Source organism: Nocardiopsis sp. CNZ308 (assembly GCF_004217075.1).
Genome location: NZ_SHKJ01000001.1, coordinates 954,885 through 977,399, shown reverse-complemented (window position 1 = coordinate 977,399; position 22,515 = coordinate 954,885). Strand labels below are relative to the sequence as shown.

Annotated in this window: 21 protein-coding genes; 15 read left to right on the top strand and 6 right to left on the bottom strand. The window is 75.1% G+C overall.

Annotated elements, in window-relative coordinates:
• Positions 1-67 precede the first annotated feature (67 nt).
• The 3 genes from crtI to EV372_RS04140 are packed head-to-tail and all read left to right on the top strand — an operon-like array spanning position 68 to position 3,563.
• Entirely contained in the window at positions 68-1,528 is a 1,461-nt protein-coding gene (gene crtI, locus EV372_RS04150; protein ID WP_130398749.1) for a phytoene desaturase family protein, read from the top strand.
• Positions 1,525-2,502: a phytoene/squalene synthase family protein gene (locus EV372_RS04145; protein WP_130394925.1), complete on the top strand. Its 978-nt coding sequence runs from the start codon at positions 1,525-1,527 to the stop codon at positions 2,500-2,502. The genes crtI and EV372_RS04145 overlap by 4 nt, the downstream gene beginning before the upstream one ends.
• A 50-nt stretch (positions 2,503-2,552) precedes the next feature.
• A complete protein-coding gene (locus EV372_RS04140; RefSeq protein WP_019607964.1) occupies positions 2,553-3,563 on the top strand; it encodes a DUF5914 domain-containing protein in 1,011 nt (336 codons plus the stop codon).
• A gap of 22 nt (positions 3,564-3,585) precedes the next feature.
• On the opposite strand, the gene EV372_RS04135 is transcribed toward EV372_RS04140, so the two are convergent.
• Together EV372_RS04135 and EV372_RS04130 are read right to left on the bottom strand one after the other, a co-directional pair.
• Positions 3,586-5,241: an FAD-dependent oxidoreductase gene (locus EV372_RS04135; RefSeq protein WP_130394924.1), complete on the bottom strand. Its 1,656-nt coding sequence runs from the start codon at positions 5,239-5,241 to the stop codon at positions 3,586-3,588.
• Positions 5,228-6,019 carry a class I SAM-dependent methyltransferase gene (locus EV372_RS04130; RefSeq protein WP_130394923.1) on the bottom strand — a complete coding sequence of 264 codons (792 nt, stop codon included), beginning with the start codon at positions 6,017-6,019 and terminating at the stop codon, positions 5,228-5,230. The genes EV372_RS04135 and EV372_RS04130 overlap by 14 nt, the downstream gene beginning before the upstream one ends.
• A 59-nt stretch (positions 6,020-6,078) precedes the next feature.
• Here EV372_RS04130 and EV372_RS04125 point away from each other — a divergent pair, with 59 nt between their 5' ends.
• On the top strand, positions 6,079-7,305 hold the full coding sequence (locus EV372_RS04125) for a lycopene cyclase family protein (protein WP_130394922.1): 1,227 nt from the start codon (positions 6,079-6,081) through the stop codon (positions 7,303-7,305).
• Here EV372_RS04125 and EV372_RS04120 read toward each other — a convergent pair.
• Positions 7,271-8,302: a MerR family transcriptional regulator gene (locus EV372_RS04120; RefSeq protein WP_130394921.1), complete on the bottom strand. Its 1,032-nt coding sequence runs from the start codon at positions 8,300-8,302 to the stop codon at positions 7,271-7,273. The genes EV372_RS04125 and EV372_RS04120 overlap by 35 nt on opposite strands.
• Positions 8,303-8,393: 91 nt before the next feature.
• Here EV372_RS04120 and EV372_RS04115 point away from each other — a divergent pair, with 91 nt between their 5' ends.
• The 3 genes from EV372_RS04115 to EV372_RS04105 all read left to right on the top strand — a co-directional run bounded on the left by EV372_RS04115 (position 8,394) and on the right by EV372_RS04105 (position 12,874).
• Positions 8,394-8,891 carry a DUF4383 domain-containing protein gene (locus tag EV372_RS04115; RefSeq protein WP_130394920.1) on the top strand — a complete coding sequence of 166 codons (498 nt, stop codon included), beginning with the start codon at positions 8,394-8,396 and terminating at the stop codon, positions 8,889-8,891.
• Complete coding sequence (locus tag EV372_RS04110) at positions 8,888-10,384, top strand: SDR family oxidoreductase (RefSeq protein ID WP_130394919.1); 1,497 nt, start codon at positions 8,888-8,890, stop codon at positions 10,382-10,384. Before EV372_RS04115 ends, EV372_RS04110 begins: the two co-directional genes overlap by 4 nt.
• A gap of 315 nt (positions 10,385-10,699) precedes the next feature.
• A complete protein-coding gene (locus EV372_RS04105; protein WP_130398748.1) occupies positions 10,700-12,874 on the top strand; it encodes an MMPL family transporter in 2,175 nt (724 codons plus the stop codon).
• A 94-nt stretch (positions 12,875-12,968) separates the two neighbouring features.
• On the opposite strand, the gene EV372_RS04100 is transcribed toward EV372_RS04105, so the two are convergent.
• Together EV372_RS04100 and EV372_RS04095 are read right to left on the bottom strand one after the other, a co-directional pair.
• Positions 12,969-13,757, bottom strand: a complete 789-nt coding sequence (locus tag EV372_RS04100) for an aminotransferase class IV family protein (RefSeq protein WP_130394918.1) — start codon at positions 13,755-13,757, stop codon at positions 12,969-12,971.
• A gap of 113 nt (positions 13,758-13,870) precedes the next feature.
• Positions 13,871-14,455: a class I SAM-dependent methyltransferase gene (locus EV372_RS04095; RefSeq protein WP_130398747.1), complete on the bottom strand. Its 585-nt coding sequence runs from the start codon at positions 14,453-14,455 to the stop codon at positions 13,871-13,873.
• 353 nt (positions 14,456-14,808) lie between these two features.
• Here EV372_RS04095 and EV372_RS04090 point away from each other — a divergent pair, with 353 nt between their 5' ends.
• Positions 14,809-15,402, top strand: coding sequence for a DUF4232 domain-containing protein (locus tag EV372_RS04090; protein WP_253794793.1), 594 nt, complete (start codon positions 14,809-14,811; stop codon positions 15,400-15,402).
• Positions 15,403-15,461: 59 nt separating this feature from the next.
• Here EV372_RS04090 and EV372_RS04085 read toward each other — a convergent pair whose 3' ends face one another.
• Positions 15,462-16,172, bottom strand: coding sequence for a GntR family transcriptional regulator (locus EV372_RS04085; RefSeq protein ID WP_130394916.1), 711 nt, complete (start codon positions 16,170-16,172; stop codon positions 15,462-15,464).
• A gap of 335 nt (positions 16,173-16,507) precedes the next feature.
• On the opposite strand from EV372_RS04085, the gene EV372_RS04080 reads away from it, so the two are divergent.
• The 7 genes from EV372_RS04080 to EV372_RS04050 all read left to right on the top strand — a co-directional run bounded on the left by EV372_RS04080 (position 16,508) and on the right by EV372_RS04050 (position 22,513).
• A complete protein-coding gene (locus EV372_RS04080) occupies positions 16,508-17,758 on the top strand; it encodes an NRAMP family divalent metal transporter (protein ID WP_130394915.1) in 1,251 nt (416 codons plus the stop codon).
• 113 nt (positions 17,759-17,871) lie between these two features.
• The gene (locus tag EV372_RS04075) at positions 17,872-18,639 is read left to right on the top strand and encodes a LamB/YcsF family protein (RefSeq protein ID WP_130394914.1); all 768 of its coding nucleotides are present in this window, start codon (positions 17,872-17,874) and stop codon (positions 18,637-18,639) included.
• 46 nt (positions 18,640-18,685) lie between these two features.
• Entirely contained in the window at positions 18,686-19,303 is a 618-nt protein-coding gene (locus EV372_RS04070) for a 5-oxoprolinase subunit B family protein (protein WP_130394913.1), read from the top strand.
• Positions 19,304-19,389: 86 nt separating this feature from the next.
• Positions 19,390-20,316, top strand: a complete 927-nt coding sequence (locus EV372_RS04065; protein ID WP_130398746.1) for a 5-oxoprolinase subunit C family protein — start codon at positions 19,390-19,392, stop codon at positions 20,314-20,316.
• Between the two features lie 147 nt (positions 20,317-20,463).
• A complete protein-coding gene (locus EV372_RS04060) occupies positions 20,464-21,246 on the top strand; it encodes a putative hydro-lyase (RefSeq protein ID WP_130394912.1) in 783 nt (260 codons plus the stop codon).
• Positions 21,247-21,317: 71 nt separating this feature from the next.
• The gene (locus tag EV372_RS04055; RefSeq protein WP_130394911.1) at positions 21,318-21,803 is read left to right on the top strand and encodes a YciE/YciF ferroxidase family protein; all 486 of its coding nucleotides are present in this window, start codon (positions 21,318-21,320) and stop codon (positions 21,801-21,803) included.
• A 209-nt stretch (positions 21,804-22,012) separates the two neighbouring features.
• A complete protein-coding gene (locus tag EV372_RS04050; RefSeq protein ID WP_130394910.1) occupies positions 22,013-22,513 on the top strand; it encodes a DUF2243 domain-containing protein in 501 nt (166 codons plus the stop codon).
• Positions 22,514-22,515: the final 2 nt, after the last annotated feature.

Below are 22,515 nucleotides of genomic sequence, written 5' to 3'. Positions count from 1 at the left end.
GCCTGAGGAGAACCCCGAGCCGTCGTCTCCGTCCCGGCCCGGACCCGGGCCGCGCGGACGCGGTCCCGTGGTCGTCGTGGGCGCCGGCCTGTCCGGCCTGGCCTGCGCCCTGCACCTGCTGGGCGCGGGGCGCGAGGTCGTCGTGGTCGAGCGCGAGGCGCACCCGGGCGGTCGCGCGGGGCGGCTCGACCTGGACGGCTTCCAGATCGACACCGGCCCCACGGTGCTCACCATGCCCGAACTCCTGGACGAGGCTCTGGGGGCGGTCGGCGAGACCGTGGCCGACCGGCTGGACCTGGTGCCCCTCAGCCCCGCCTACCGCGCCTCCTTCGCCGACGGCTCGGTGATCGACGTGCACACCGAGCGCGAGGCGATGGCCGCCGAGGTCGCCCGGGTGGCCGGGCAGCGCGAGGCCGACGGCTACCTGCGGCTGCGCGACTGGCTCACCCGGCTGTACCGGGTGGAGATGCGCTCGTTCATCGACGCCCGTTTCCGGTCCCCGCTGGACCTGGTCCGCCCCGACCTGTTCCGGCTGGCCGCGATGGGCGGCTTCGGCAGGCTGGCCCCGGCCGTGGGCCGCCACGTGCGCGACGAGCGGCTGCGCCGGATCTTCTCCTTCCAGTCGCTGTACGCGGGGGTGGCGCCGGAGAGCGCCCTGGCCGCCTACGCCGTCATCGCCTACATGGACACCGTCGCCGGGGTGTACTTCCCCAGGGGAGGGATGCGCGCCCTGGGCGAGGCCCTCGCGGGCGCGGTCACCAAGGCCGGGGGAGCCGTCCGCTACGGCCAGGAGGTCGCGCGCCTGGAACGCGCGGGCGACCGCGTCAGCGCCGTCGTCACCGCGGACGGGGAGCGCCTGGCCTGCGACCAGGTGGTGCTCACCGCGGACCTGCCCGCCGCCCACCGGCTGCTCGGCCACACGCCCCGGCGCCCCGTGGCCGCGCGCTACTCGCCCTCGGCGGTCGTGCTGCACCTGGGCACCGACCGCACCTGGGAGGGACTGGGCCACCACACCATCTCCTTCGGCGCCGCGTGGAAGCGCACGTTCACCGAGATCATCCGCGAGGGCCGCACCATGAGCGACCCCTCCCTGCTGGTCACCCAGCCCACGCTCACCGACCCGTCGCTGGCCCCGGAGGGGCGCCACCTGCTGTACGTGCTCGCCCCGGCGCCCAACCTGGCGGCGGGCCGCATCGACTGGGACCGCGAGGGGCCGCGCTACCGGGACCGCCTGGTCGGGACCCTGGAGGAGCGCGGGCTGGAGGGGCTGGACGCCTCCGTGCGGACCGAGCACCTGGTCACCCCGGCGGACTGGGCGCGGCAGGGGCTCGCGCACGGCACGCCCTTCTCTCTGTCGCACACCTTCGCCCAGACGGGGCCGTTCCGCCCGCGCAACACCGTTCCCGGCACCTCCAACGCCGTCCTGGCCGGGTGCGGGACCGCACCCGGGGTCGGCGTGCCGACCGTGCTGATCTCGGGAAAGCTCGCCGCGGCCGAGGTGGTCCGCAGAACCGGAGGGGTCGGATGAACGGGGGAGCCGCGGAACTCGACGCGGCCGGGATCACCGACGGGCCGCTGCGGGAGGCCTACCTCAGGTGCCGGGCCCTGCACGCCCACCACGGGCGCACCTACTACACGGCCACACGGGTGCTGCCGCCCGAGCACCGGCCCGGGGTGCACGCCCTGTACGGCTTCGCGCGGTGGGTGGACGACATCGTCGACGAGCCGCCGCCGGGCGCCACGGTGGCGGACCAGACCGCCCGCCTGGACGTCATCGACGCCGAGCTGGCCCGGGTCCTGGACGGGGAACCCGCCCGGGACCCCGAGGCGGAGCCGGTGCTGTCCGCCCTGGCGCACACGGTCCACCGGTACGCGCTGCCGCACGCCTACTTCACCGCGTTCATGGCCTCCATGCGCATGGACCTGACCGTGACCGGCTACCGCGATCTGGAGCACCTGCGCGAGTACATGCACGGCTCGGCCGCGGTGATCGGCCTCCAGGTGCTGCCGGTCCTGGGCACGGTGGCGCCGCGCGAGGAGGCGGCCCCGCACGCCGCCGCGCTGGGCGAGGCCTTCCAGCTGACCAACTTCCTGCGGGACGTGGCCGAGGACCTGCGGCGCGGCCGCGTCTACCTGCCGGAGGAGGCGCTGGCCGCGCACGGCGTGGACCGCGAGCTGCTGGAGCAGTGCGCGCGGACCCGGGAGCAGCACCCGCGCGTGCGGGAGGCCCTCGCCGATCTGGTGGAGGTCAACCAGGGCTTCTACCGGCGGGCCGAACCGGGCATCGCGATGCTCTCCCCCGTGGCGCGCCCGTGTGTCGCCACCGCCTTCCGGCTCTACCGCGCGATCCTGGACGAGGTGCGTGCGGCCGACTACGACGTGTGGAGCGTCCGGCACCGCGTCTCGGACACCCGTAAGGCGGCCGCCGCCGTACCCGCCCTCGCGCGGTCGCTGATCGCGCGCTCCCTGCGCGGCCGGGTGCCGCGTCCGCGGACCGGCTGAGGACGCGCGGTCCGTCCCCGCCCCCTCGACCGACGTACCTGGAGGACCCCGTGACACTGCCCGACCCGCGACCGCGGCGGCTTCCCCTGCGCCGCATGCCCGCCACCACGTGGAAGAAGCAGGAGCCGACCTGGCGGGAGGGCTCGCCCTCCGTCATCGGGTCGGCGCTCAAACGCGCGCTCGCCCGGCCCTCGGGGAACTGGTTCGTGCTGGCCGCGAGCAGCGAGGTCCGCGCGGACCGGCCGTTCGGGCGCGTCGTGGCCGGAACCGAGCTGGTGGCCTGGCGCACCCCGGACGGGACCGCGCACGCGGGGCCGGGCGCCTGCCCGCACCTGGGCGCGCCGCTGTGCCGGGGCGCGGTGGACTCCGGGCGCCTGGTGTGCCGGTGGCACGGGCTGTCGCTGGACGGCGGCGGCTTCCCTGGGTGGGATCCCTATCCGGTGCACGACGACGGCGTCCTGGTGTGGGTGCGCCTGGACCGGGAGGGCGGTGAGGAGCCCCTGGACGAGCCGGTGGTCCCCGAGCGCCCCGCGCTGCCCGGGAGCCTGGTGGCGGTGGAGAGCCTGGCGGGGCGGTGCGAACCCGAGGACGTGGTGGCCAACCGGCTCGACCCCTGGCACGGCTCGTGGTTCCACCCCTACTCGTTCGTGGGGCTGAAGGTGACCGAGGTGCCCAAGGGAGCCGACCCCGACCCGGACCGCATGGTGGTGGACGTGGGGTTCCGGGTGGCGGGCCGGTGGGGCGTGCCGGTGCGCGCGGAGTTCCGCTGCCCGGACCCGCGCACGGTGGTCATGCGCATCATCGAGGGCGAGGGCCTGGGCAGCGTGGTGGAGACGCACGCCACCCCGCTGGGCGTGGACGACAAGGGCGTGCCGCGCACGGCGGTCATCGAGGCGACCGTGGCCAGCTCGGAGCGGATCGGCTTCCTGCTGGCCCGCAAGCTGGCGGGGCCGGTCGTGCGCCCCGTGATGCGGATGGCCGCCCGGCGCCTGTGGAAGGACGACCTGGACTACGCGGAGCGCCGGTACCTGCTCAGGAGCACGGGCCGCTGGCCCGGCTGACCCGCCGGAACCGCCGGGGCCTCTAGGACCTCCTCGACCACCGGGCGAGCGCCCGCAGCGGCGCCGACCGACCCCGCCGGGGCACGGTCCACACCGTGTGCCCCGGCCGCCCCCACCGCGACAGCAGGGCGTTGGCCGCGAGCAGGCCGCTGGTGGCGGCGCGCTCCATGAGGGCCACGGGCAGGTCGGTGCGCACGTGGTCGCCCGCCACCGTCACGAACGGGTCGGGTGTGGTCACCCCGCACCGGTCCCGGTGGCTGCCGGGGGCGAACAGCGGGCAGTCCGCGCGCAGCTCGTGCCGGGCGTCCACCGCGCGGGCCCGGCGCAGCTCCGGATAGACGGTCCCGGCCTGTTCCCAGAGCCGGTGCCGCTCGTACTCGGGAGCGCACCCCTCCTCCAGCGCGTAGGCGTGCAGCTCCACCACCGACCCGCCGGTGCGCCGGGCCCACTCGCGGGCCTCGTCCTCGTACCGTTCCAGCACGCTGACGTTGTCCAGGGTGGGGTAGCCCGCCGTGCCCAGGAAGGCGGGCCGGTGCGGGCGCACGGGCCGGTCGAGCCAGTAGCGCGACACCAGGAACGGGGGAGCCGTGCGCACCCGGGCCATCCGGTCGCGCCAGTCCGGTCCGCTCAGCTCCGTTGCGCCCGGCCCTGGTACGCCCAGTTCCGGCGAGGCCGCCACCAGGTCGCGGGTTCCGGCGGGGTCGGCGGCGAGCACCACGGCGTCCGCGCCCTCCTCGAAGGCCTCGCCCTCGGCCGTGCGCCCGCGCAGCGTGAACCGGCTCTCCGTCTCCCCGCTCCCTCGCGTCCGGCCCACCTCCTCGACCCGCACGCCGGTCCGCAGCCGGACCCCGCGCTTGGCCAGGTAGCGCTCCAGGGGGTCCCACAGCGCCTGCGGGAACGGCGAGCCCGGAACGTCGAACACCAGACCCTCGGACGAGCCGAGGAAGTACACGTGGAACATCAGCGCGAGTTCGGCGGCCGACAGCACGCCGGGGTCGGCGAAGAAGCTGCGGGTGAACACCTCGAAGGCCAGGTGCCGTGCCGTGGGCGGGAAGCGCACCGCGTCCAGCAGGTCGCGTGCGCTGAGGTGGTCGAACCGCTCGTACACGCCGGGCACGTCCACGTCGAGCAGTTGCAGGGCCGCGGGCAGGTTGACCCGCGCCATGTCGCGCGCCGGGAAGCTCGGGCTGGTCGCCGCCAGGACGGCCGCGTTCCACGGCGGGGTCGCGGGCAGCCCCGAGAAGCGGTCGCGCGGCCCGTCCCGGTGCACCAGCGGGTAGTCCGTGAGCGGCACCAGCGCGCCGAGGCCGGGGTCGCCGCGGCGCAGCAGGGCGCGCAGGTTGTAGTACTGCCGGAAGAACGCGTGGAACCCGCGGGTCATGGTCGCGGGCGAACCGTCGGAGAGCGTCGTGGCCCAGCCGCGCAGCCGCCCCCCGAGCGAGGGTTCGCGCTCCAGCACCGTCACGTCCACGTCCCGCTCGGCCAGCGCGCAGGCCGCCGCCAGTCCGGCGATGCCGCCGCCCACCACGACGGCGCGGGGCCTCCCGCCGGTCGCGGGGCCGGTCGGCGGGGCGGGCGGGACGGCCTCGGCCAGGGGGTCGCGGGCGCCGGGGGGACGGCCGGGCCCGTCGGAGCCGGGGCGCGCCCCGGATCGCCCTCCGCCGTCAGCGCTCGTCAACGCGGCCTCCCGGAGTGTGGACCGGAGCGCCGTTCGAAGCGCCGTTCGGGCGCCGTCCCACGAACGTGTGCGTGACCCCGTACTGCCAGCCCGGCAGCGGCGCGCTGGCCACCGACTCCAGGCCCGCGCGGCGCATCCGGTCCAGCAGCGCGTCCCGGCCGTCGAACTCCAGAACGCTGCGCCACAGGTAGCGGAACAGATCCGCCCGGCCGGTCAGCGCCTTGCCCGCCGGGATCACCACCCCCCAGCACACCGCCGACCACACCGCCCGCGCCGACGCCGAGTCGGCCACGGAGTACTCGTGCAGGACGACGCGGCCGCCGGGTCTGAGCAGCGCGCGCACGGACGCGAGCAGGGCGTCGGGGTCGGGGCAGTTGCGGATGAGGTAGGCGCCGAACACCGCGTCCACCGGACCCCCCACACGCCTCCGGGCCCACTCGGGGGTCAGGTCCTCGGCCCTGGCCCGGTGGAAGGAGACGGACTCCGGCCACCGCTTGGCGCGGGCCGCCTCCAGCATTCCGGGCGAGGCGTCCACGGCCGCGATCCGGGCCCGGGGCAGGGCGCGCAGCAGGGCGGCGGTGGAGGCGCCCGTGCCGCACCCGAGGTCGAGCAGGCGCAGCCCCGTGCCGTCCCAGGGCAGGCCCAGCCGACGGGCGGAGACCCGCAGGTGCGCGTGGTAGCCGGGGTTGGCGGCCACGAGCCGGTCGTAGGCTCCGGCGGCGTGGTCGAACTCGTCGGTGACCGCGCCGTCCTTCATGGCGTGCGTCGTGGTGTCCACGTTCTCCTCCCGGGGGGTGTTCGCGTGCGGGCGCGGTCCTTCCCGTGCATGCTGGGGGCATGGCCGACTACGACGTGGCGATCATCGGCGGGGGAGCCGCTGGGCTCACCCTGACCCACGAGCTTCGCGGGGTCAACGACCGACGTGGCCGACCGCTGCGGGTCGCCCTGGTGGAACCGCCACCCGGGCCGCACACCCCTCCGCCCCGCACCTGGTGCTTCTGGGAGCCCGACGGCGGGCCGTGGGACCACCTGCTGGCCGCCCGCTGGAGGGACCTGTCCGTGGTGGGGCCGGACGGGGCCGTCCACGACTCCCCGGCGGCGCCCTACGTGTACAAGATGCTGCGCTCGGTCGACGTGGACGCGCACGTGCGCGCCTCGGCCGGTGAGCACGTGGACCAGCTCCCGGTGCTGGTCACCGAGGTCGTCGACGGCGCCGAGCACGCCGTGGTGCGGGGCACCGGAGGCCCCGGGGGAGGGAGGCGGGAGCTGACCGCCTCGTGGGTGTTCGACTCGCGTCCGCCCCGGCCCGCCCCGCGCGGGCGCACGCACCTGCTCCAGCACTTCCGCGGCTGGTTCGTGCGCACGCCCGACGACGCCTTCGACCCCGCCTCGGCCGTGCTCATGGATCTGCGCCCTCCCCAGCCGGCCAACGGCGTGGCCTTCGGCTACGTGCTGCCGCTGTCACCGCGCGAGGCGCTGGTGGAGTACACCGAGTTCGGGCGCGAGGCGCTCACGACCCCCGAGTACGAGCGCGCGCTCAAGGACTACTGCGGCCTGCTCGGGCTGGGGGACGTGGAGGTGACCGCGGCCGAGCAGGGCGTCATCCCGATGACCGACGCGCGGTTCCGACCCCGCGCGGGGCGGCGCGTGTTCCGGGTGGGGACGGCGGGCGGCGCCACCCGGCCCTCGACCGGGTACACGTTCAGCGGTGTACGGCGCCAGACGGCCGCCGTGGCGCGGGCGCTGGCCCGGGGGCGGGCCCCGGTACCGCCGGTGCCCCACCGCCGCCGCCACCTGGCGATGGACGCGGTCATGCTGCGGGCCCTGGACACGGGGCGGGTGCGGGGAGCGGAGTTCTTCGCCGGGCTGTTCGCGGCCAACCGCCTCGGGGACGTGCTGGCCTTCCTGGACGGTGGCTCGCGCCTGCCCCGGGAACTGGCGATGGGTCTGAGCACACCGGTCGCGGCCATGTCGCTGACCAGCCTGGACCAGGCGTGGTATGCGCTGCGCGGGGTCGGTGCGGGGAGCCTCAGCCGGGGGCCAGGGCCCGCACGGCGTCGGTGAGCGAGCCCAGGTGCCCGGCGGCCAGCCCCGGCGCCGCGCCCAGCGACCGCCAACCCGGACCGGCCGTGTACACGGCCGTGGCCTGCGCCGACTCCGCCGCCGTGCGCACCGCCGCCCGCAGCGCCGCGACGTCGTCGGCGTCTCCGGCGTGGGACCACAGGACCACCGCGCGCGGACCCGTGCGGCGCACCGCCCGCACCGTCGCAGCCACGGGCGTGCACGGCCCCAGCACCCGGCGCGGCAGGCCCCGTTCGCGCAGCGCGGCGGCCAGCGCCTCCATCGGGAGACTGTGCATCTGGCCGGGGCCGCAGGCCAGGACCGTGGGACGGCCCGCCGGGTCCGCGTCCTCGGGGGCGGCCACGCGGCGCAGCGCCGAGGACACGCACCACGACAGGAGGTGCTCCACCTCCACGTAGCGCCGGGTGTCCTCCCACTTGCGGCCCATCCCGTACAGCAGCGGCATCGCCAGGTCCTCCCAGGCCGCCACCACGCCGTACTCGTCCAGCGCCTCCTCCAGCAGGCGCTCCACGAGTTCGGCGTCCATGCGCATGGCGGCACGGGCGGTCCCCTGGAGGGTGGGCCCGGCCGGACCCAGCGGCAGGGTGTCCCCGCCGGGGCGCCAGCGGGGCCGCGCGCCCCTCCCGGGAGCTTCCGCGCCCGGCCGGGCGCTTCCCGCGTCCTCCCCTTCGGACTCCCCGCCCATCCGGGCCGCCCCCGCGCCCCGCTGCCGGGGAACGCGCGGCGCGGCGGGAGCGGACGCCGGGCTCCCGTGAGCCGGGACCAGCACGCACTCCGCCGCCGAGGAGGGTGACAGGCCCTCGCCGACCAGGCGGCACAGCTCGCGCAGGCGCGCCACGTCGGCGGGGGAGTAGCGGCGGTGCCCGCCCGGGCTGCGCTCGCGCGGCCCCACGCCGTAGCGCCGGTCCCAGCTGCGCAGCGTGGAGGGCGAGACCCCGAGCAGACGTGCGGTCGCCCCCGGTGTCAGTGCGTCGGCCATGGCGCCCCAAGCGTTGCGAAAGCGGTGCGTCTTGTGTCGCGCACCACACGCGTAGAACTCTAGCTGGGAGAACACCGGAAGGGGCAGCACCATGGATCTGGACACCAGGCGCCCGGCCGACCGCCGTCTCAGCGTGGTCCACCGTGCCGGCGCCGGACTCACCGGACTCGTGCTCATGGGCTTCGGCATCGCGGGGCTGGTGGTCAGGCTCCCGCTCTTCGACACCCAGGGGGAGGTCGTCGCGGGCCTGTCCACCAACGGCGCGCTGAGCTTCCTGTCCGTCGCGATCGGCTCACTGCTGCTGGGCGCCTCCGTGCTGGGCGGCTCGTTCGCCTCCACCGTCTGCACGGTGGTGGGCGTGGGGTTCGTGGCCAGCGGACTCGTGAACCTCTACCTGATGGGCGCGGGGCCCAACATCCTGGCCTTCTCCATGCCCAACGTCGTCTTCAGCTTCGTCGTCGGGATCATGGTGATGACCTTCGGCATGTACGGCCGGGTCAGCGGCGGCCTGCCCGAGGACAACCCGTACCGCCGCAGGCGCGTGCGTCGGCGCGCGCGCCGCCACGGCGTGGCCGGTGCGACCGGATGAGGCCGTCCGTCCTGGTCACCGGGGCCACCGGCTACATCGGCGGACGCCTGGTGCCCGAGCTGCTGGCGGCCGGGTACCGCGTCCGCTGTCTGGCGCGCACCCCGGACAAGCTGCGCGACCAGCCCTGGCGCGACCGCGTGGAGGTGGTCTGGGGCGACGTGGTGAGCGGCGAGGGCCTGGCCGAGGCGTTCGCGGGTACCGACACCGCCTACTACCTGGTCCACTCGATGGCGGGCGGGCGCGACTTCGCGGGCACCGACGCCCGGGCCGCCCGCAACGTCGCCCGCGCGGCGAGGGAGGCGGGCACGACCCGCCTGGTCTACCTGGGCGGACTCGCGCCGCCGGGGGACGGCCTGTCGGCGCACATGGCCTCGCGCGAGGAGGTCGGCCGGATCCTGCTGGAGTCGGGCGTGCCCACCGCCGTGCTGCGCGCCGCGGTGATCCTCGGCTCCGGCTCGGCCTCCTTCGAGATGCTGCGCCACCTCACCGAGCGCCTGCCGGTGATGACCACGCCCCGGTGGGTGCGCAGCCGCGTCCAGCCGATCGCCGTGCGCGACGTGCTGCGGCTGCTGGTCGGGTGCGCCGAACTCCCGGAGGGGATCAACCGGACCTTCGACATCGGCGGCCCGGAGGTGCTCTCCTACGCTCAGATGATCCAGCGCTTCGCCGGGGCGGCGGGCATCGCCCGGAGGCTGATCATCCCCGTCCCCGTGCTCTCGCCGGGCCTGTCCAGCCTGTGGGTCGGCCTGGTCACGCCGGTACCGCCCGCGATCGCCCGGCCGCTGGTGGAGTCGCTGCGCCACGACGCGGTGGCCGGCGAGGACGACCTGTCCGAACTGCTGGACGACCACGACCGGATCGGCTTCGACCGGGCCGTGGAGCTGGCCCTGCGCCGCGTCGACGAGTCGCGCGTGGACACCCGCTGGTCCTCGGCCGCCTGGCCGAGCGCCCCGTCCGACCCCCTGCCGAGCGACCCCGCCTGGGCGGGCGGCAGCCTCTACACCGACGTGCGCGCGCGGTACGTCGACGCCGGAACGGAGGCGGTGTGGAGGGTCGTCGAGGGGATCGGCGGCGAACACGGCTGGTACTCCTGGCCCCTGGCCTGGGCCGCGCGCGGCTGGATCGACCTGGCCGTGGGCGGGGTGGGCCTGCGCCGGGGGCGGCGCGACCCGGAGCGGCTGCGGGTGGGCGACTCCCTGGACTTCTGGCGGGTGGAGGAGGTCGTCCCCGGTGAGCTGCTGCGGCTGAGGGCGGAGATGCGCCTGCCCGGACCGGCCTGGCTCGAACTGGGTGTGGCCCGTGTGCGCGGACGCACGGTCTACCACCAGCGCGCGCTCTTCCGCCCGCGCGGTCTGCTGGGGCACCTGTACTGGAAGGCCGTCACACCCTTCCACGGGTTCGTGTTCGGCGCCATGGCCAGCAACATCGTCGCGGCCGCGGAACAGGCGGCTCCGGAGCGGACGGCCCCGCGGGAGGCGCCCGCCCGCCGCTGACGCCCGGCTCCCCGGCCCCGGTCCGCGCGGACCGGGGCCGACGGCGTTGGCGCCCCGACCGCCGCCGAGGGGGCGCCCTGTCCGCAGGGACCCGCCCGGGGGAGGGCTCCCGAAGGGTGCCCGACCGGAAGCGCGTCCGGATGGAAGCGCGCCCGGCCGCGCTCCCCGGAGAAGAGGTGACGGGGGACACGTCGCCGCCGGACGGGGGCGGACGCATGGCGGGAGCGGGCTGGGGTAGGGTCATGCCCGCAAGTAACTCGAAAAGCGAGATGCTTCAATTTCGAGCAAGCTGTCGGTGTGAGAGGGATCCCGAACGTGGACAAGGACAACGGCAGACCACCTGCCAGGCGGTCGCGCTGGTGGATCGGAGCGGCCCTACTGGTCGCCCTGGTGTGGCTGGCGGGCGCCGGGCCCCTGGGCATGTTCCTGGGCAGGCTCGGCGAGGTGCAGACCAACGACCCGGGCGCGTTCCTGCCGGTGGGCGCCGAGTCCACCGAGGTCAGTGGGATCGCCGAGGAGTTCGACCGCGAGGAGGCGGTCCCGGCCGTCGTCGTGTACTCGCGCGAGGACGCCGGGGGCGAGGCGCTCGGAGAGGGCGAACTCGCCGACGTCGCCGCGGTCGCCGAGCGCGTGGGCGGGGAGCCCTGGGTCTCCGGAAGCGTCGTCGGCCCCTTCCCCGGGACCGAGGACCCCTCCGTCGCCCAGTTCGTGGTGCCGCTCGACCCGGCCGCCGACACCGGCGACGCGGTCGAGGACCTGCGCGCGGTGCTGGCCGACGACCCCGTGCCGGGGCTCCAGGCGCAGGTCACCGGCCCCGCCGGTTTCGCGGCCGACCTCGCCGCGGCCTTCGGCGGCATCGACTCCACGCTGCTGATCGTGGCCATCACCGCCGTGCTGATCATCCTCGTGGCCGTCTACCGCTCACCGCTGCTGCCGGTGCTGGTCGTCCTCGCCTGCCTGCTCGCGCTCGGCCTGTCCGGCGCGCTGGTCTACCTGGCCGCCGACACCGGCCTGGTCAGCCTCAACGGGCAGAGCCAGGGCATCCTGTTCATCCTGGTCGTGGGCGCCTGCACCGACTACGCGCTGCTGCTCGTGGCCCGCTACCGCGAGGAACTGGCCGTCCGCGACCGCGTGCCCGAGGCCGTCACGGCCGCCGTGCGCGGCGTGACCGGCCCCGTCCTGGCCTCCGGCGGAACCGTCATCCTCGGCCTGCTCTGCCTGCTCGCCGCCGACCTGGCCTCCACCCGCAGCCTCGGTCCCGTGGTGGCGATCGGCGTCGTCGCGGCCCTGCTCTCGGCGATGACCTTCCTGCCCGCCGTGCTCGCCCTGTGCGGACGCGCCGCCTTCTGGCCCGTGGCCCCGCACAGCGGCGGCCGTACGGAGGGAACCCTGGACGAGGTCGTGGCCAGCCACCGGTTCTGGGGCCGCCTGGCGACCACCGTCTCGCGCAGGCCGCGCCTGTACTGGATCGTCACCACCGCCGTCCTGGCCGCCGCGGCCGTGTTCGCCCCCCAGTTCGACGCCGGGGGCACCGGCCAGGCCGAGGTCTTCCGCACCGAGGTGGAGGCGGTCGAGGCCCAGGAGGCGCTCGACCGGGGCTTCGGCTCCGATGCCAGCGCCGCCCCCGCCCTGGTGGTCGCCGACGCCGACCACCTGGACGAGGTGGTCCAGGCCGCCGAACGCCTGCCCGTCGTGGACGCGGCCGCGCCGGTGACCGAGCCCGGCCCGCCCGGCGCCGACCTGCCGCCCCTGGTGGAGGACGGCCGGGTGCTGGTCGAGGTGGTCCTCACCGTCGGCCCCGAGTCGGCCGAGGCGGTGGACGCGGTGCGCGACCTGCGCGCCGAACTGGACTCCGTCGAGGGCGCCGACGCCCTGGTCGGCGGGGTGAGCGCCACCGACCTGGACACCCTGGACACCGCCCAGCGCGACTTCGCGGTCGTGGTGCCGCTGGTGCTCGTGGTGGTCTTCCTCGTGCTCATCCCGCTGCTGCGCTCCCTGGTGGCGCCGCTGCTGCTGATGGCCGTGAACGTCCTGTCCTTCGCCGCGGCGCTGGGCGTGGGAACGCTGCTGTTCGACCACGTGCTCGGCCTGCCCGGCGCGGACCCGGTGGTGCCGCTGTTCGCGTTCGTGTTCCTGGTGGCGCTGGGGATCGACTACAGCATCTTCCTCATGTCCCGGGCGCGTGAGGAGACGCTGCTGCACGGGCACCGCGAGGGCGTGCTGCGCGCGCTCACCGTCACCGGCGGGGTGATCACCTCCGCCGGGGTGGTGCTGGCCGTGACCTTCGCGGCTCTGGCGGTGATCCCGCTGCTGTTCCTGCTCCAGCTGGCGTTCCTGGTGGCCTTCGGCGTGCTGGTGGACGCGCTGCTCGTGCGGACGGTGCTGGTGCCCGCGCTGTCCCTGGACGTCGGGCCCCGTGTGTGGTGGCCCGGCCGCGCGGGCCGTGCCCCCGGGCGCGCGGAGGAGCGCGAACCCGCCGAGCGCGACTAGCGCGGCGTCGGCCTCGTACTCCCCCGAACCCGGCCTCGTCGTGGGGCGCTCGCCGAGCGCGCGGCACGGCGCAGCGTGTGCGCTCCGGAGGTCCCTACAGGGGGTCTCCCGGCAGGTCCGCGTAGGCGGCGGCGAACTTGCGCACCAGCGCGGCCTGCGGCAGGTGGACGCCGTCGATGGCGGCCACCTGCCGCACGCCCGTGGCGGCGTTGGTGATGAACGCGCCCGCCGTGCGGGTGCTCGCCGCCGAGGCGATCGGACGGGTGGTCACCGGGATGCCGAGGTTCTCGGCGGCCCGGCTGACCAGCGCCGTGGTCACCCCCGGCAGGCAGGGGGCCTGCGGCCAGACCAGGCCCCCGCCGTCCAGGAAGCCGATGTTCCAGGTGGGACCCTCCGAGACGCGGCCGTCCACGCCCATGAACAGCGCGTCGTCGTAGCCGTCCAACTGGGCGGCGCGGCGCTGGCGGATCGCTCCGAACAGGCCGGTGCTCTTGATCTGCGGGGTGTCGCGGGTGAAGCGGCGGGTGCCCAGGCGGACCGGGGGAGGGGAGGCGTCCGTCGGCGCGGGGCGGGTGCTGACGAGGATCTGCGGGAGCTGGCGGGCGGAGGGGTGGCCCAGGTCCATGTGGGGGTCGAAGACGGTCACGCGGACCACCGAGGGGGAGAGGTGGGCGCGCGCGGAGCGCCGCGCGAGTTCGCGGACCCGGGGGATGTCGAGTTCGACGCCGAAGAGGGTGCGGCAGTCGCGGCTCAGGCGGTCCATGTGCAGGTCGAGGCCGCGGACACGCAGGTCGGTGACGAGCATGGTGGTGAAGTGGCCGTAGCCGTACAGGGCCAGGCCCGCGAGTTCCCCGGTGCTGACGGGGCGTCCGTTCAGTTCCATGAGGTGTCCATCATGGCATTCGGGGATCCGCGCCATCGGGGTTTCCCCCACCGGAACCGGGGCGGCGGGCGCACCGCGCCGGTCGGGTCGGGGCCCGGCCGCGGGGGTCCGCGTCAGCCGGTCGTGCGGCGGAAGCGGTACCACCGCGGTGAGGTCCGGTTCATCGGCCACCCCAGGCCGTCGGTCCGCGCGTCCTCGGCCGTGAGGAGCTCCCATCCCGGGAACGCGGCCTCGATCTGCGCCTGTGCGACGCCCTCGACGAGCCGCCGGTACCGGGACGGGCCGAAGGCGAGCATCAGCAGGGTGGCCCCCGGCGCGGCCAGGGCCGTCACTCCCCGCCCCTCCGCGGCCCGCTGGTCGGTGTCCAGGCCCTGGAAGCAGCCGATGTCGAGGAAGAGGTCGAAGGCGCCCAGGCCGGAGGATTCGAGGCCGGTCACGTCGCCGACGACGTAGGCGACCTCCGCCGGGCCCCTGCGGCGGGCGGCCTCGACGGCCTCCGGCACGATGTCGACGCCCACCGCCTCCCAGCCGCGCCGGGCCAGCTCGGGGGTGAACTGACCGCGTCCGCAGCCGATGTCCAGCGCCCGCCCGGGGCCGGTCGAACGCGCCCGCGTCTCGCGGTCGAGCAGGGCGCCGAGCTGCGCCGCCCCGCCCGCGGCTCCGTAGCGCTCCCAGGGGGTGAAGCCGAGGCGGTACATCCACGCGTATTTCGTCATGGCCTCAAGGTAGACCGGCCCTCCGGCGCGGGCCTTTCACCCCCGGTAGAGGGTCGGCGAGGGGTGTTCTCGCTGTTGGGGAGTGCGGTCCATCCGGCTGCGGGGAAGGAGGGCGAGTCGCGTCGCACGTCCGGCGCGACCCACCGAACCCGACACCGAACGCCCGTGACGGAGAGCACGGGGACCACGGAACCGGACGTTTCGCGGCCCTCCGCGCTCTCCGAACCGAAGCCCGGGAACCGTGTGTCGGCTCCTCGCGTCCGGGTAGGGCGGGCCCCATGGTCGGACAACGAGGACGCGCGTACCCGGTCACCACGCTCGCGGCGGGAGCCGCCGTGACACTCGCTCTGGCGGGGTGCGGCGCGAGCGGCGGCGGCGCGGGCACCGAACCCACCAGCACCGCGTCGCCCCGGGGCGGCGGTTCCCCGAGCGCCCCGGCGGTTCCCACCTCCGCACCGGAGCCGGCGGCGACCGGGACGGCCGAGGAGGACAGCGCGCGCGTCTGCGGCTCGGGCGACCTGGAGGTCGCCCTCGGACGGGCCGGGGGAGCGGCCGGGACGGTCTACCGGCCCCTGGAGTTCACCAACACCGCGGACGCCCCGTGCGTGATCGAGGGCTACCCCGGCGTCTCCTACGTCACCGAGGAGGACGGCGACCAGGTCGGTGCCGCCGCCGCGCGCGAGGGGGAACAGGGCCCCGCCGTGACCCTCCGACCGGGGGACACCGCATCGGCCACCGTGGGGCTCACCCAGGTCGCCAACTACGACGAGGACGAGTGCGACCCCACCGACACCCGGGGTCTGCGCGTCTACCCGCCCCGGAACACGGGGTCGGTCTTCGTCGCGGCGCAGGGCCGCGGCTGCGCCGACCCGGACGTGCCCGGCGACCAGCTCACGGTCACGTCCGTCCGGGCGGACGGCGCCTCCTGACCTGCCCCCGAACCCCGGCCCGTGCCGCTGCCCGACCCGTCCCGGCGCCCGCCCCGCAGTCAGCTCCGCTGCTGTTCCATGGCGGTGAACGCGGTGACCAGCTGGTTCTCGGAGGTCTCCAGGTAGGTCGCCAGCTCGTCCGCCGCCCCGGACGCGTCCCCGGAGGCCAGCAGGGTGTGGATCCTGCGGTTCCAGTCCAGGTACGGAGCGTGGAACTCCCGGGGCGCGTCCATCACGTGGAACACCAGCCGGGTCTCGGCCAGTACCTGGCTCATGAACTCGTTCACCCGCGCGCTCCCGGCCAGACCGGCCACGGCCTGGTGGAAGCGCATGTTCGCCGTCCCCATCCGCCACCAGTCCTCGCGTCCGCGCGCGGCCTCGCCCTCGTCCACGGCCGCTCCGACCAGTCGGACCGCCTCCTCGTCCGGGGCCACCGCGCCCCGCAGCGCGGGGAGTTCCAGGGAGCGGCGCGCCTTGAACAGGTCGCGGACGTCCTCGCTGGTCGGCAGACCGACGAACACTCCCCGGTGCATCTGGTGCACCAGCAGCCGCTCGCGCACCAGCAGCCGGAACGCCTCGCGCAGGGTGTTGCGGGATACTCCGAGCTCCTCGCACAGCCGCTCCTCCGACAGGCGCTGTCCCGGCGGGTACACGCCGTCGATGAGGGACTCGCGGAGCAGCTCCGCGACCCGCTCGGCCTGCGTGGGCAGCGGGGGGAGGAGGCGCGTGCGGCCGCTGGTCCGGTCGGTGCGGGCGTCCGTGGCCGTCACAGGTGCTCCTTAAGGGGACTGGCGTCTGTTACTTCATTGTCACCGACGCGGAGCACTCCCGGGAGGGCGGGGAGCCCACAGAAGTCGGTTCATCGGACCGGTGGCCCGTGGCGCGGCTTCGCCCACGGACTCGCGGACGCGCATTCCGGAGGTTCCTCCGATGACGCTCCTGGGCAAGGTGGGGCGAAGAGATGCTTCTGCAACCCAGGTGACCTGGGTTTTTTACATACCGACTCTTTACCCTTCTTGTTGGATTGAAGTATCGTTCAACAATCCAACGATGGCGCGGTCGGTTATCGCGTCACCGACCCACATCGGACCCCTTGGAGTGACCCATGGGTGACACACCCCCCGCGCCCACGAAGGTGCGCCCCCGTGTCGGGCGGATCGCGATCAGCAGCAGCCTGCTCGGCGCGATGTTCCTCATGGCCACCAGCGCCATCGGCCCCGGCTTCATCACCCAGACCACCACGTTCACCGCCGAGCTGGGCGCGACCTTCGCGGTCGCCATCCTCATCTCGATCCTGGTCGACATCGCGGTCCAGCTGAACATCTGGCGCGTCATCGGCGTCGCCAACACCCGCGCCCAGGACCTGGCCAACAAGGTCGTCCCCGGCGCGGGCTACCTGCTCGCCGCGCTCATCGTCTTCGGCGGCCTGATCTTCAACGTCGGCAACCTCGCGGGCACCGGCCTGGGGCTGAACGCCATGGTCGGGTTCGACACCCAGCTCGGCGCCGTCCTGTCCGCGGTGCTGGCCGTGGTCATCCTGGCCGTCAAGAGGCTGGGCGTGGCCCTGGACCGCATCCTGGTCGTGCTGGGCGTGGCCATGATCGCGCTGACCGTCTACGTGGCCTTCGTGTCCCAGCCCCCGGTCGGCGAGGCCCTGCGCCAGGCCGTCCTGCCCGAGCGGTTCGGCGCGGACGTCTTCCTGGCCACCGTCACCATCATCGGCGGCACCGTCGGCGGCTACATCACCTACGCGGGCGTGCACCGCCTCGTCGAGAGGGGCCAGGGCGGACGCGAGAACGTCCGCGCCATCACGCAGACCTCCGTGACCGGCATCATCGTCACCGGCGTCATGCGGGTGATGCTGTTCCTGGCCATCCTCGGCGTCGTCACGGGCGGCGCCGACATCCTGGCGTCCGCCAACCCCTCCGCCGAGGCCTTCCGCCAGGCCGCGGGCGAGGTCGGCGTGCGCCTGTTCGGCGTCATCCTGTGGGCCGCGGCGGTCAGCTCCGTCATCGGCGCCTCCTACACCTCGATCTCCTTCGTCACGAGCTTCCACCCCTGGCTGGAGAAGCGCCGGGGCCTCCTGGTCACCGTCTTCATCGGCGTCTCGCTGGCGATCCTGCTGCTGTCCGGGCAGGCCCCGAACACGCTGCTGATCCTGGCCGGAGCCCTCAACGGCGTGATCCTGCCGGTGGGTCTCGGCATCCTGCTGTGGGTCGCGGCCCGCCGCTCCGGCGACCTGCTGGGCGGGTACCGCTACCCGCGCTGGCTGATCGTCATCGGCGTCGCCGCCTGGGCGCTCACCGTGTACATGGCCATCGGCTCCCTGGGCGGCATCGCCGACCTCTGGCAGTAGCCCGCCGGGCGCGCCCTTCCACCGTCCCCCGCCCCCGCCCCGCCCGGACCGCCACCCGGGCGGGGTAGGGGAACCCCGCAAGGGGCAACACGAAAGAACGAGGAGCACCGACGTTGCGCATCGACCTCAACTCCGACCTCGGCGAGAGCTTCGGCCGCTGGGAACTCGGTGACGACAAGGCACTGCTGTCCATCGTGACCAGCGCCAACGTCGCCTGCGGCTTCCACGCCGGTGACCCGTCCGTGCTGCGGCGCACCACGCTCGACGCCGCGGCCGGGGGAGTGGCCGTCGGCGCGCACGTGGGCTACCGCGACCTCGCAGGGTTCGGCCGCCGCTTCCTCGACGTGCCGCCCGCCGAGCTGACCGACGAGGTGGTCTACCAGATGGGGGCGCTGTCGGCGTTCACCCGCCTGGCCGGGGACCGGATCCGCTACGTCAAACCGCACGGCGCCCTCTACAACACGATCGTGCACCACGAGGGGCAGGCCGCCGCCGTGGTCGCCGCGGTGCGCGAGTTCGACCCCGCCATGCCCGTGCTGGGCCTGCCCGGATCGCAGTTCCTGCGCCTGGCCGAGGAGGCCGGGCTGCCCACGCACCGCGAGGCCTTCGCCGACCGCGCCTACACCCCGGAGGGCACGCTGGTCTCGCGCCGCGAGCCCGGCGCCGTCCTGCACGACCCGGCCGCCATCGCCGAGCGCTGCCTGCGCATCGCCCACGGCGAGCCGGTCGAGGCCGTGGACGGCACCCGGATCGTCATCGAGGCCGACTCCCTGTGCGTGCACGGCGACAGCCCCGGCGCGGTGGACATCGCCCGGGCCGTGGCCGACCGGCTGCGCGCCGAGGGCGTCACCCTCGCGCCGTTCACCGGGGAGGCCGCGTGACCCCTGCCGGGAGGAGGGGGCTCCCGACCCCCGCCGAGGAGGCGCCGTGCGTGTCCTGACGTGCGCGGACAGCGGTGTGCTCGTGGAGGTCGCCGACCTCGCCGAGGTGATCGCGCTGCGCGCCGCGCTCCGGGCGCGGCCGCTCCCCGGGGTCACCGACGTCGTTCCGGCCGCCCGCACGCTGCTGCTGCGGATCGAACCCGGCACCGATCCCGACGGGGTCGCCGCCGCGGTCACCGGACTGCCGCTGGCCCCCGGGACCGGACCGGACTCCGGCGACACCGTCACCATCCCGGTGTTCTACGACGGCGAGGACCTCGACGACGTCGCCGAGCTGACCGGCCTGACCCGGCGCGGGGTGGTCGAGGCGCACACGAACGCCACCTGGACGGTCGCGTTCTGCGGCTTCGCGCCCGGGTTCGGCTACATGGTCGGCGACGACCCGCGCCTGCACGTGCCCCGGCGCGGTGAGGCGCGCACCCGCGTGCCCGCCGGTTCGGTGGCCCTGGCGGGGGAGTTCGCGGGGGTGTACCCGCGCAGCTCGCCCGGGGGATGGCAGCTGCTGGGCCGCACCGAGGCCCTGATCTGGGACCTGGACCGCGATCCGCCCGGCCTGCTGCGGCCGGGGGTGCGCGTGCGCTTCACCGACGCGGAGGCCTCATGAGTACGCGTGTGGGGCCGACCCGGACGGGATCCGACCGCGAACAGGGGCGGGAACGCGACCAGGGACAGGAACGGGGAAGGAACGCCGTGGCGGGTCTGGGGACGGCGTCGGAACCGCGCGAGGGGACCGCGGCGCACGCCCCGACCGCCGCCAGGGGGCGGTCGGCCCTGGAGGTCGTGGCCACCGGGCCCATGACCACGGTCCAGGACGCGGGCCGCTTCGGCCACGCCGACCTGGGCGTGGGCCGCTCCGGCGCCGCCGACGCCCACTCCTACGCCCTGGCCAACCGCCTGCTCGCCAACCCTGCGGGGGCCGCCGCCCTGGAGGCCACCCTGGGCGGGCTGCGCGTGCGGGCCCGCGGGCCGGTGACCGTCGCCGTCACCGGGGCCGAAACCCCGCTGCGGGTGGACGGACGGGGCGCCGCCGCCAACACGGTGCTGCACCTGCCCGACGGCGCGGAGCTGACCATGGGCGTGCCCGACCGCGGACTCCGCTCCTACCTGGGCGTACGCGGCGGGGTGGACGTCCCGCCGGTCCTGGGTTCGCGCAGCACCGACGTCCTGGCCGGGCTGGGCCCCGCCCTGCCCGTGCCCGGGGCGCTGCTGCCGGTCGGTCCCGCGCCCGCGGACTTCCCGAACGCGGACCACGCCCCCGTGCCGCCCGTCGGCGGACCCGAGGAGGTCCTGCGGGTGGTCCTGGGCCCGCGCGAGGACTGGTTCACCGAGGAGGCCGTCCGCACGCTGCTGTCGTCCGCCTACGAGGTCACCCCGCGCAGCGACAGGGTCGGCGCCCGCCTGTCCGGCCCCGTTCTGGAACGCGCCCGCTCCGGCGAGCTGCCCAGCGAGGGCATGGTCGCGGGGTCGCTCCAGATCCCGCCGGGCGGGGAGCCCGTGCTGTTCCTGGCCGACCACCCCGTGACCGGCGGTTACCCGGTGGTGGCCGTCGTGTGTTCGGCGGACCTGCCCAGGGCGGCCCAGGCGCGTCCCGGCACCCGCCTGCGCTTCACCCTCTGACCGGCCGGGCCCCGCCGGAACGGCGGGGCCCGACACGACCGCGGACCCGGTTCCGCACCGGGAAACGGGCCGCGGCGCCGCGCGGGAGCCCCCGCACGGCGCGGGAACACCGCCCGTCCGTCCCACCCGGAACGAAAGGCAGAACCGATGACCTCTCCGGCCGACCTCTCCCCGTCCCAGGCCCGCGCGCTGTTCCGCGACGGCCTGCGGGTCCCCACCTCCGGCTACAGCGCGGGCTACGCGCAGGCCAACCTCATCGCGCTGCCCCGCGAGGCGGCCTTCGACTTCCTGCTGTTCGCCCAGCGCAACCCCAAGTCCTGCCCGGTCCTGGACGTCACCGAGCCGGGACGGGTGGACGCCTCCGTCTTCGACGGCGACCTGCGCACGGACCTGCCCGCCTACCGGGTCTACCGCGACGGGAAGCTGGCCGAGGAGCGCACCGAGGTCACCGACCTGTGGCGCGACGACCTGGTGGCCTTCCTCATCGGGTGCAGCTTCACCTTCGAGACGCCCCTCCTGGAGGCCGGTGTGCCGGTGCGCCACATCGAGGCGGGCACCAACGTGGCCATGTACGCCACCAACCGGCCGTGCCGCCCCGCGGGCCGGTTCAGCGGTCCGCTGGTGGTGTCCATGCGGCCCATCCCCGCCGACCGGGTGGCCGACGCGGTGCGCATCACCTCGCGCTACCCGGCGGTCCACGGCGCCCCGGTGCACGTGGGCGACCCCGCCGCGCTGGGCATCGAGGACCTGGACCGGCCCGACTACGGCGACGCGGTGGAGGTGCGCCCCGGTGAGATCCCGGTCTTCTGGGCGTGCGGGGTCACCCCGCAGGCGGCCGTGACGGCCTCCGCCCCGGAGTTCGCCATCGGCCACGCCCCCGGCCACATGGCGATCACCGACGTGCGCGACTCCTCCTACCAGGTGCCCTGACGTTTGTCGCCGGACCCCGGGGGTAGTCGCGGGCCCAGGGCCGAGCGACACGACGAACGAAGGGGAACGGTGTGAACAGCCGCGAGCAGCTCATCGCCTGGCTCAACGACGCCTACTCGATGGAGAAGTCCCTCGAGGAGACGCTGGAGAGGCACGCCAAGGACGCGGAGAAGGACCCCGAGGTCCACGCCCGCATCACGCGGCACATCGAGGAGACCCGTGAGCAGGCCGCGACGGTCAAGGGATGCATCGAGTCCCTGGGCGGCAGCGTGTCCAAGGTCAAGAGCGCCCTGGCCGGAATGATGGGTTCCGTACAGGGCATGGCCAACAAGCCCGCGGGCGACACCATGGTCAAGAACGCCCTCTCCGACTACGCCGCCGAGCACTTCGAGATCGCCTCCTACCGGGCGCTGATCGAGGGCGCCCGCGCGCTCGGCGAGGAGCAGATCGCCCTGAAGCTGACCGCCATCCTCCACCAGGAGGAGGACATGGCCCGCTTCCTGGAGCAGAGGCTCCCGGGCGCGGTGCGCACCGCCCTGGCCGACGCCGAGCGCTGACCGCGTCGCGGGCCGCGCCCCGCGCGACGGCACCCGGACGCCCCGGAGGAGGCAGCGCCTCCCCGGGGCGTCCACGTGGCGGACCGCTTCCTCGCGGGACGTCCGACCCGGCGGCCGGGGCCCGGTGACGCCGCCTTCGCGGCGGCGGCGCGCCGGCCCCCGGGAACAGGAGACCTCGGGAAGAGGCCGAGACACCCAGGGAGGCGTCCATGGCGGCATCCGCGCACGCGGGGGCGCGACGGCCGACGGAGCACGGCCGCAACACGGCCGCGGGCGTCCTGCTCGGGCTGGGCACGGTGGCGTTCGTGGACGAGGTGGTCTTTCACCAGCTGCTGCACTGGCACCACTTCTACGACCTCTCGACCACCGGCGTCGGACTGGTGTCGGACGGGCTCTTCCACGCCTTCAGCTGGTTCGCCACGGTGGCCTCCCTGCTCATGGTGGCCTCCCTGCGCCGGGAACGCCGCTTCCGGGGGCTCGCCTTCACGGCGGGCTGGCTGACCGGGGCGGGGTCCTTCCAGCTCTACGACGGGCTGGTCCAGCACAAACTCATGGGCCTGCACCAGATCCGCTACGGCGTGAACCTGGTGCCCTACGACCTGACCTGGAACATCCTCGCCGGGATACTGCTGGTCGCGGGTGTCGCGCTGTGGATCCTGTCCCGGAGGCGGGCACGCGGGGCGTCGGGCGCCGAGCCCGGGCGGGCCTGACC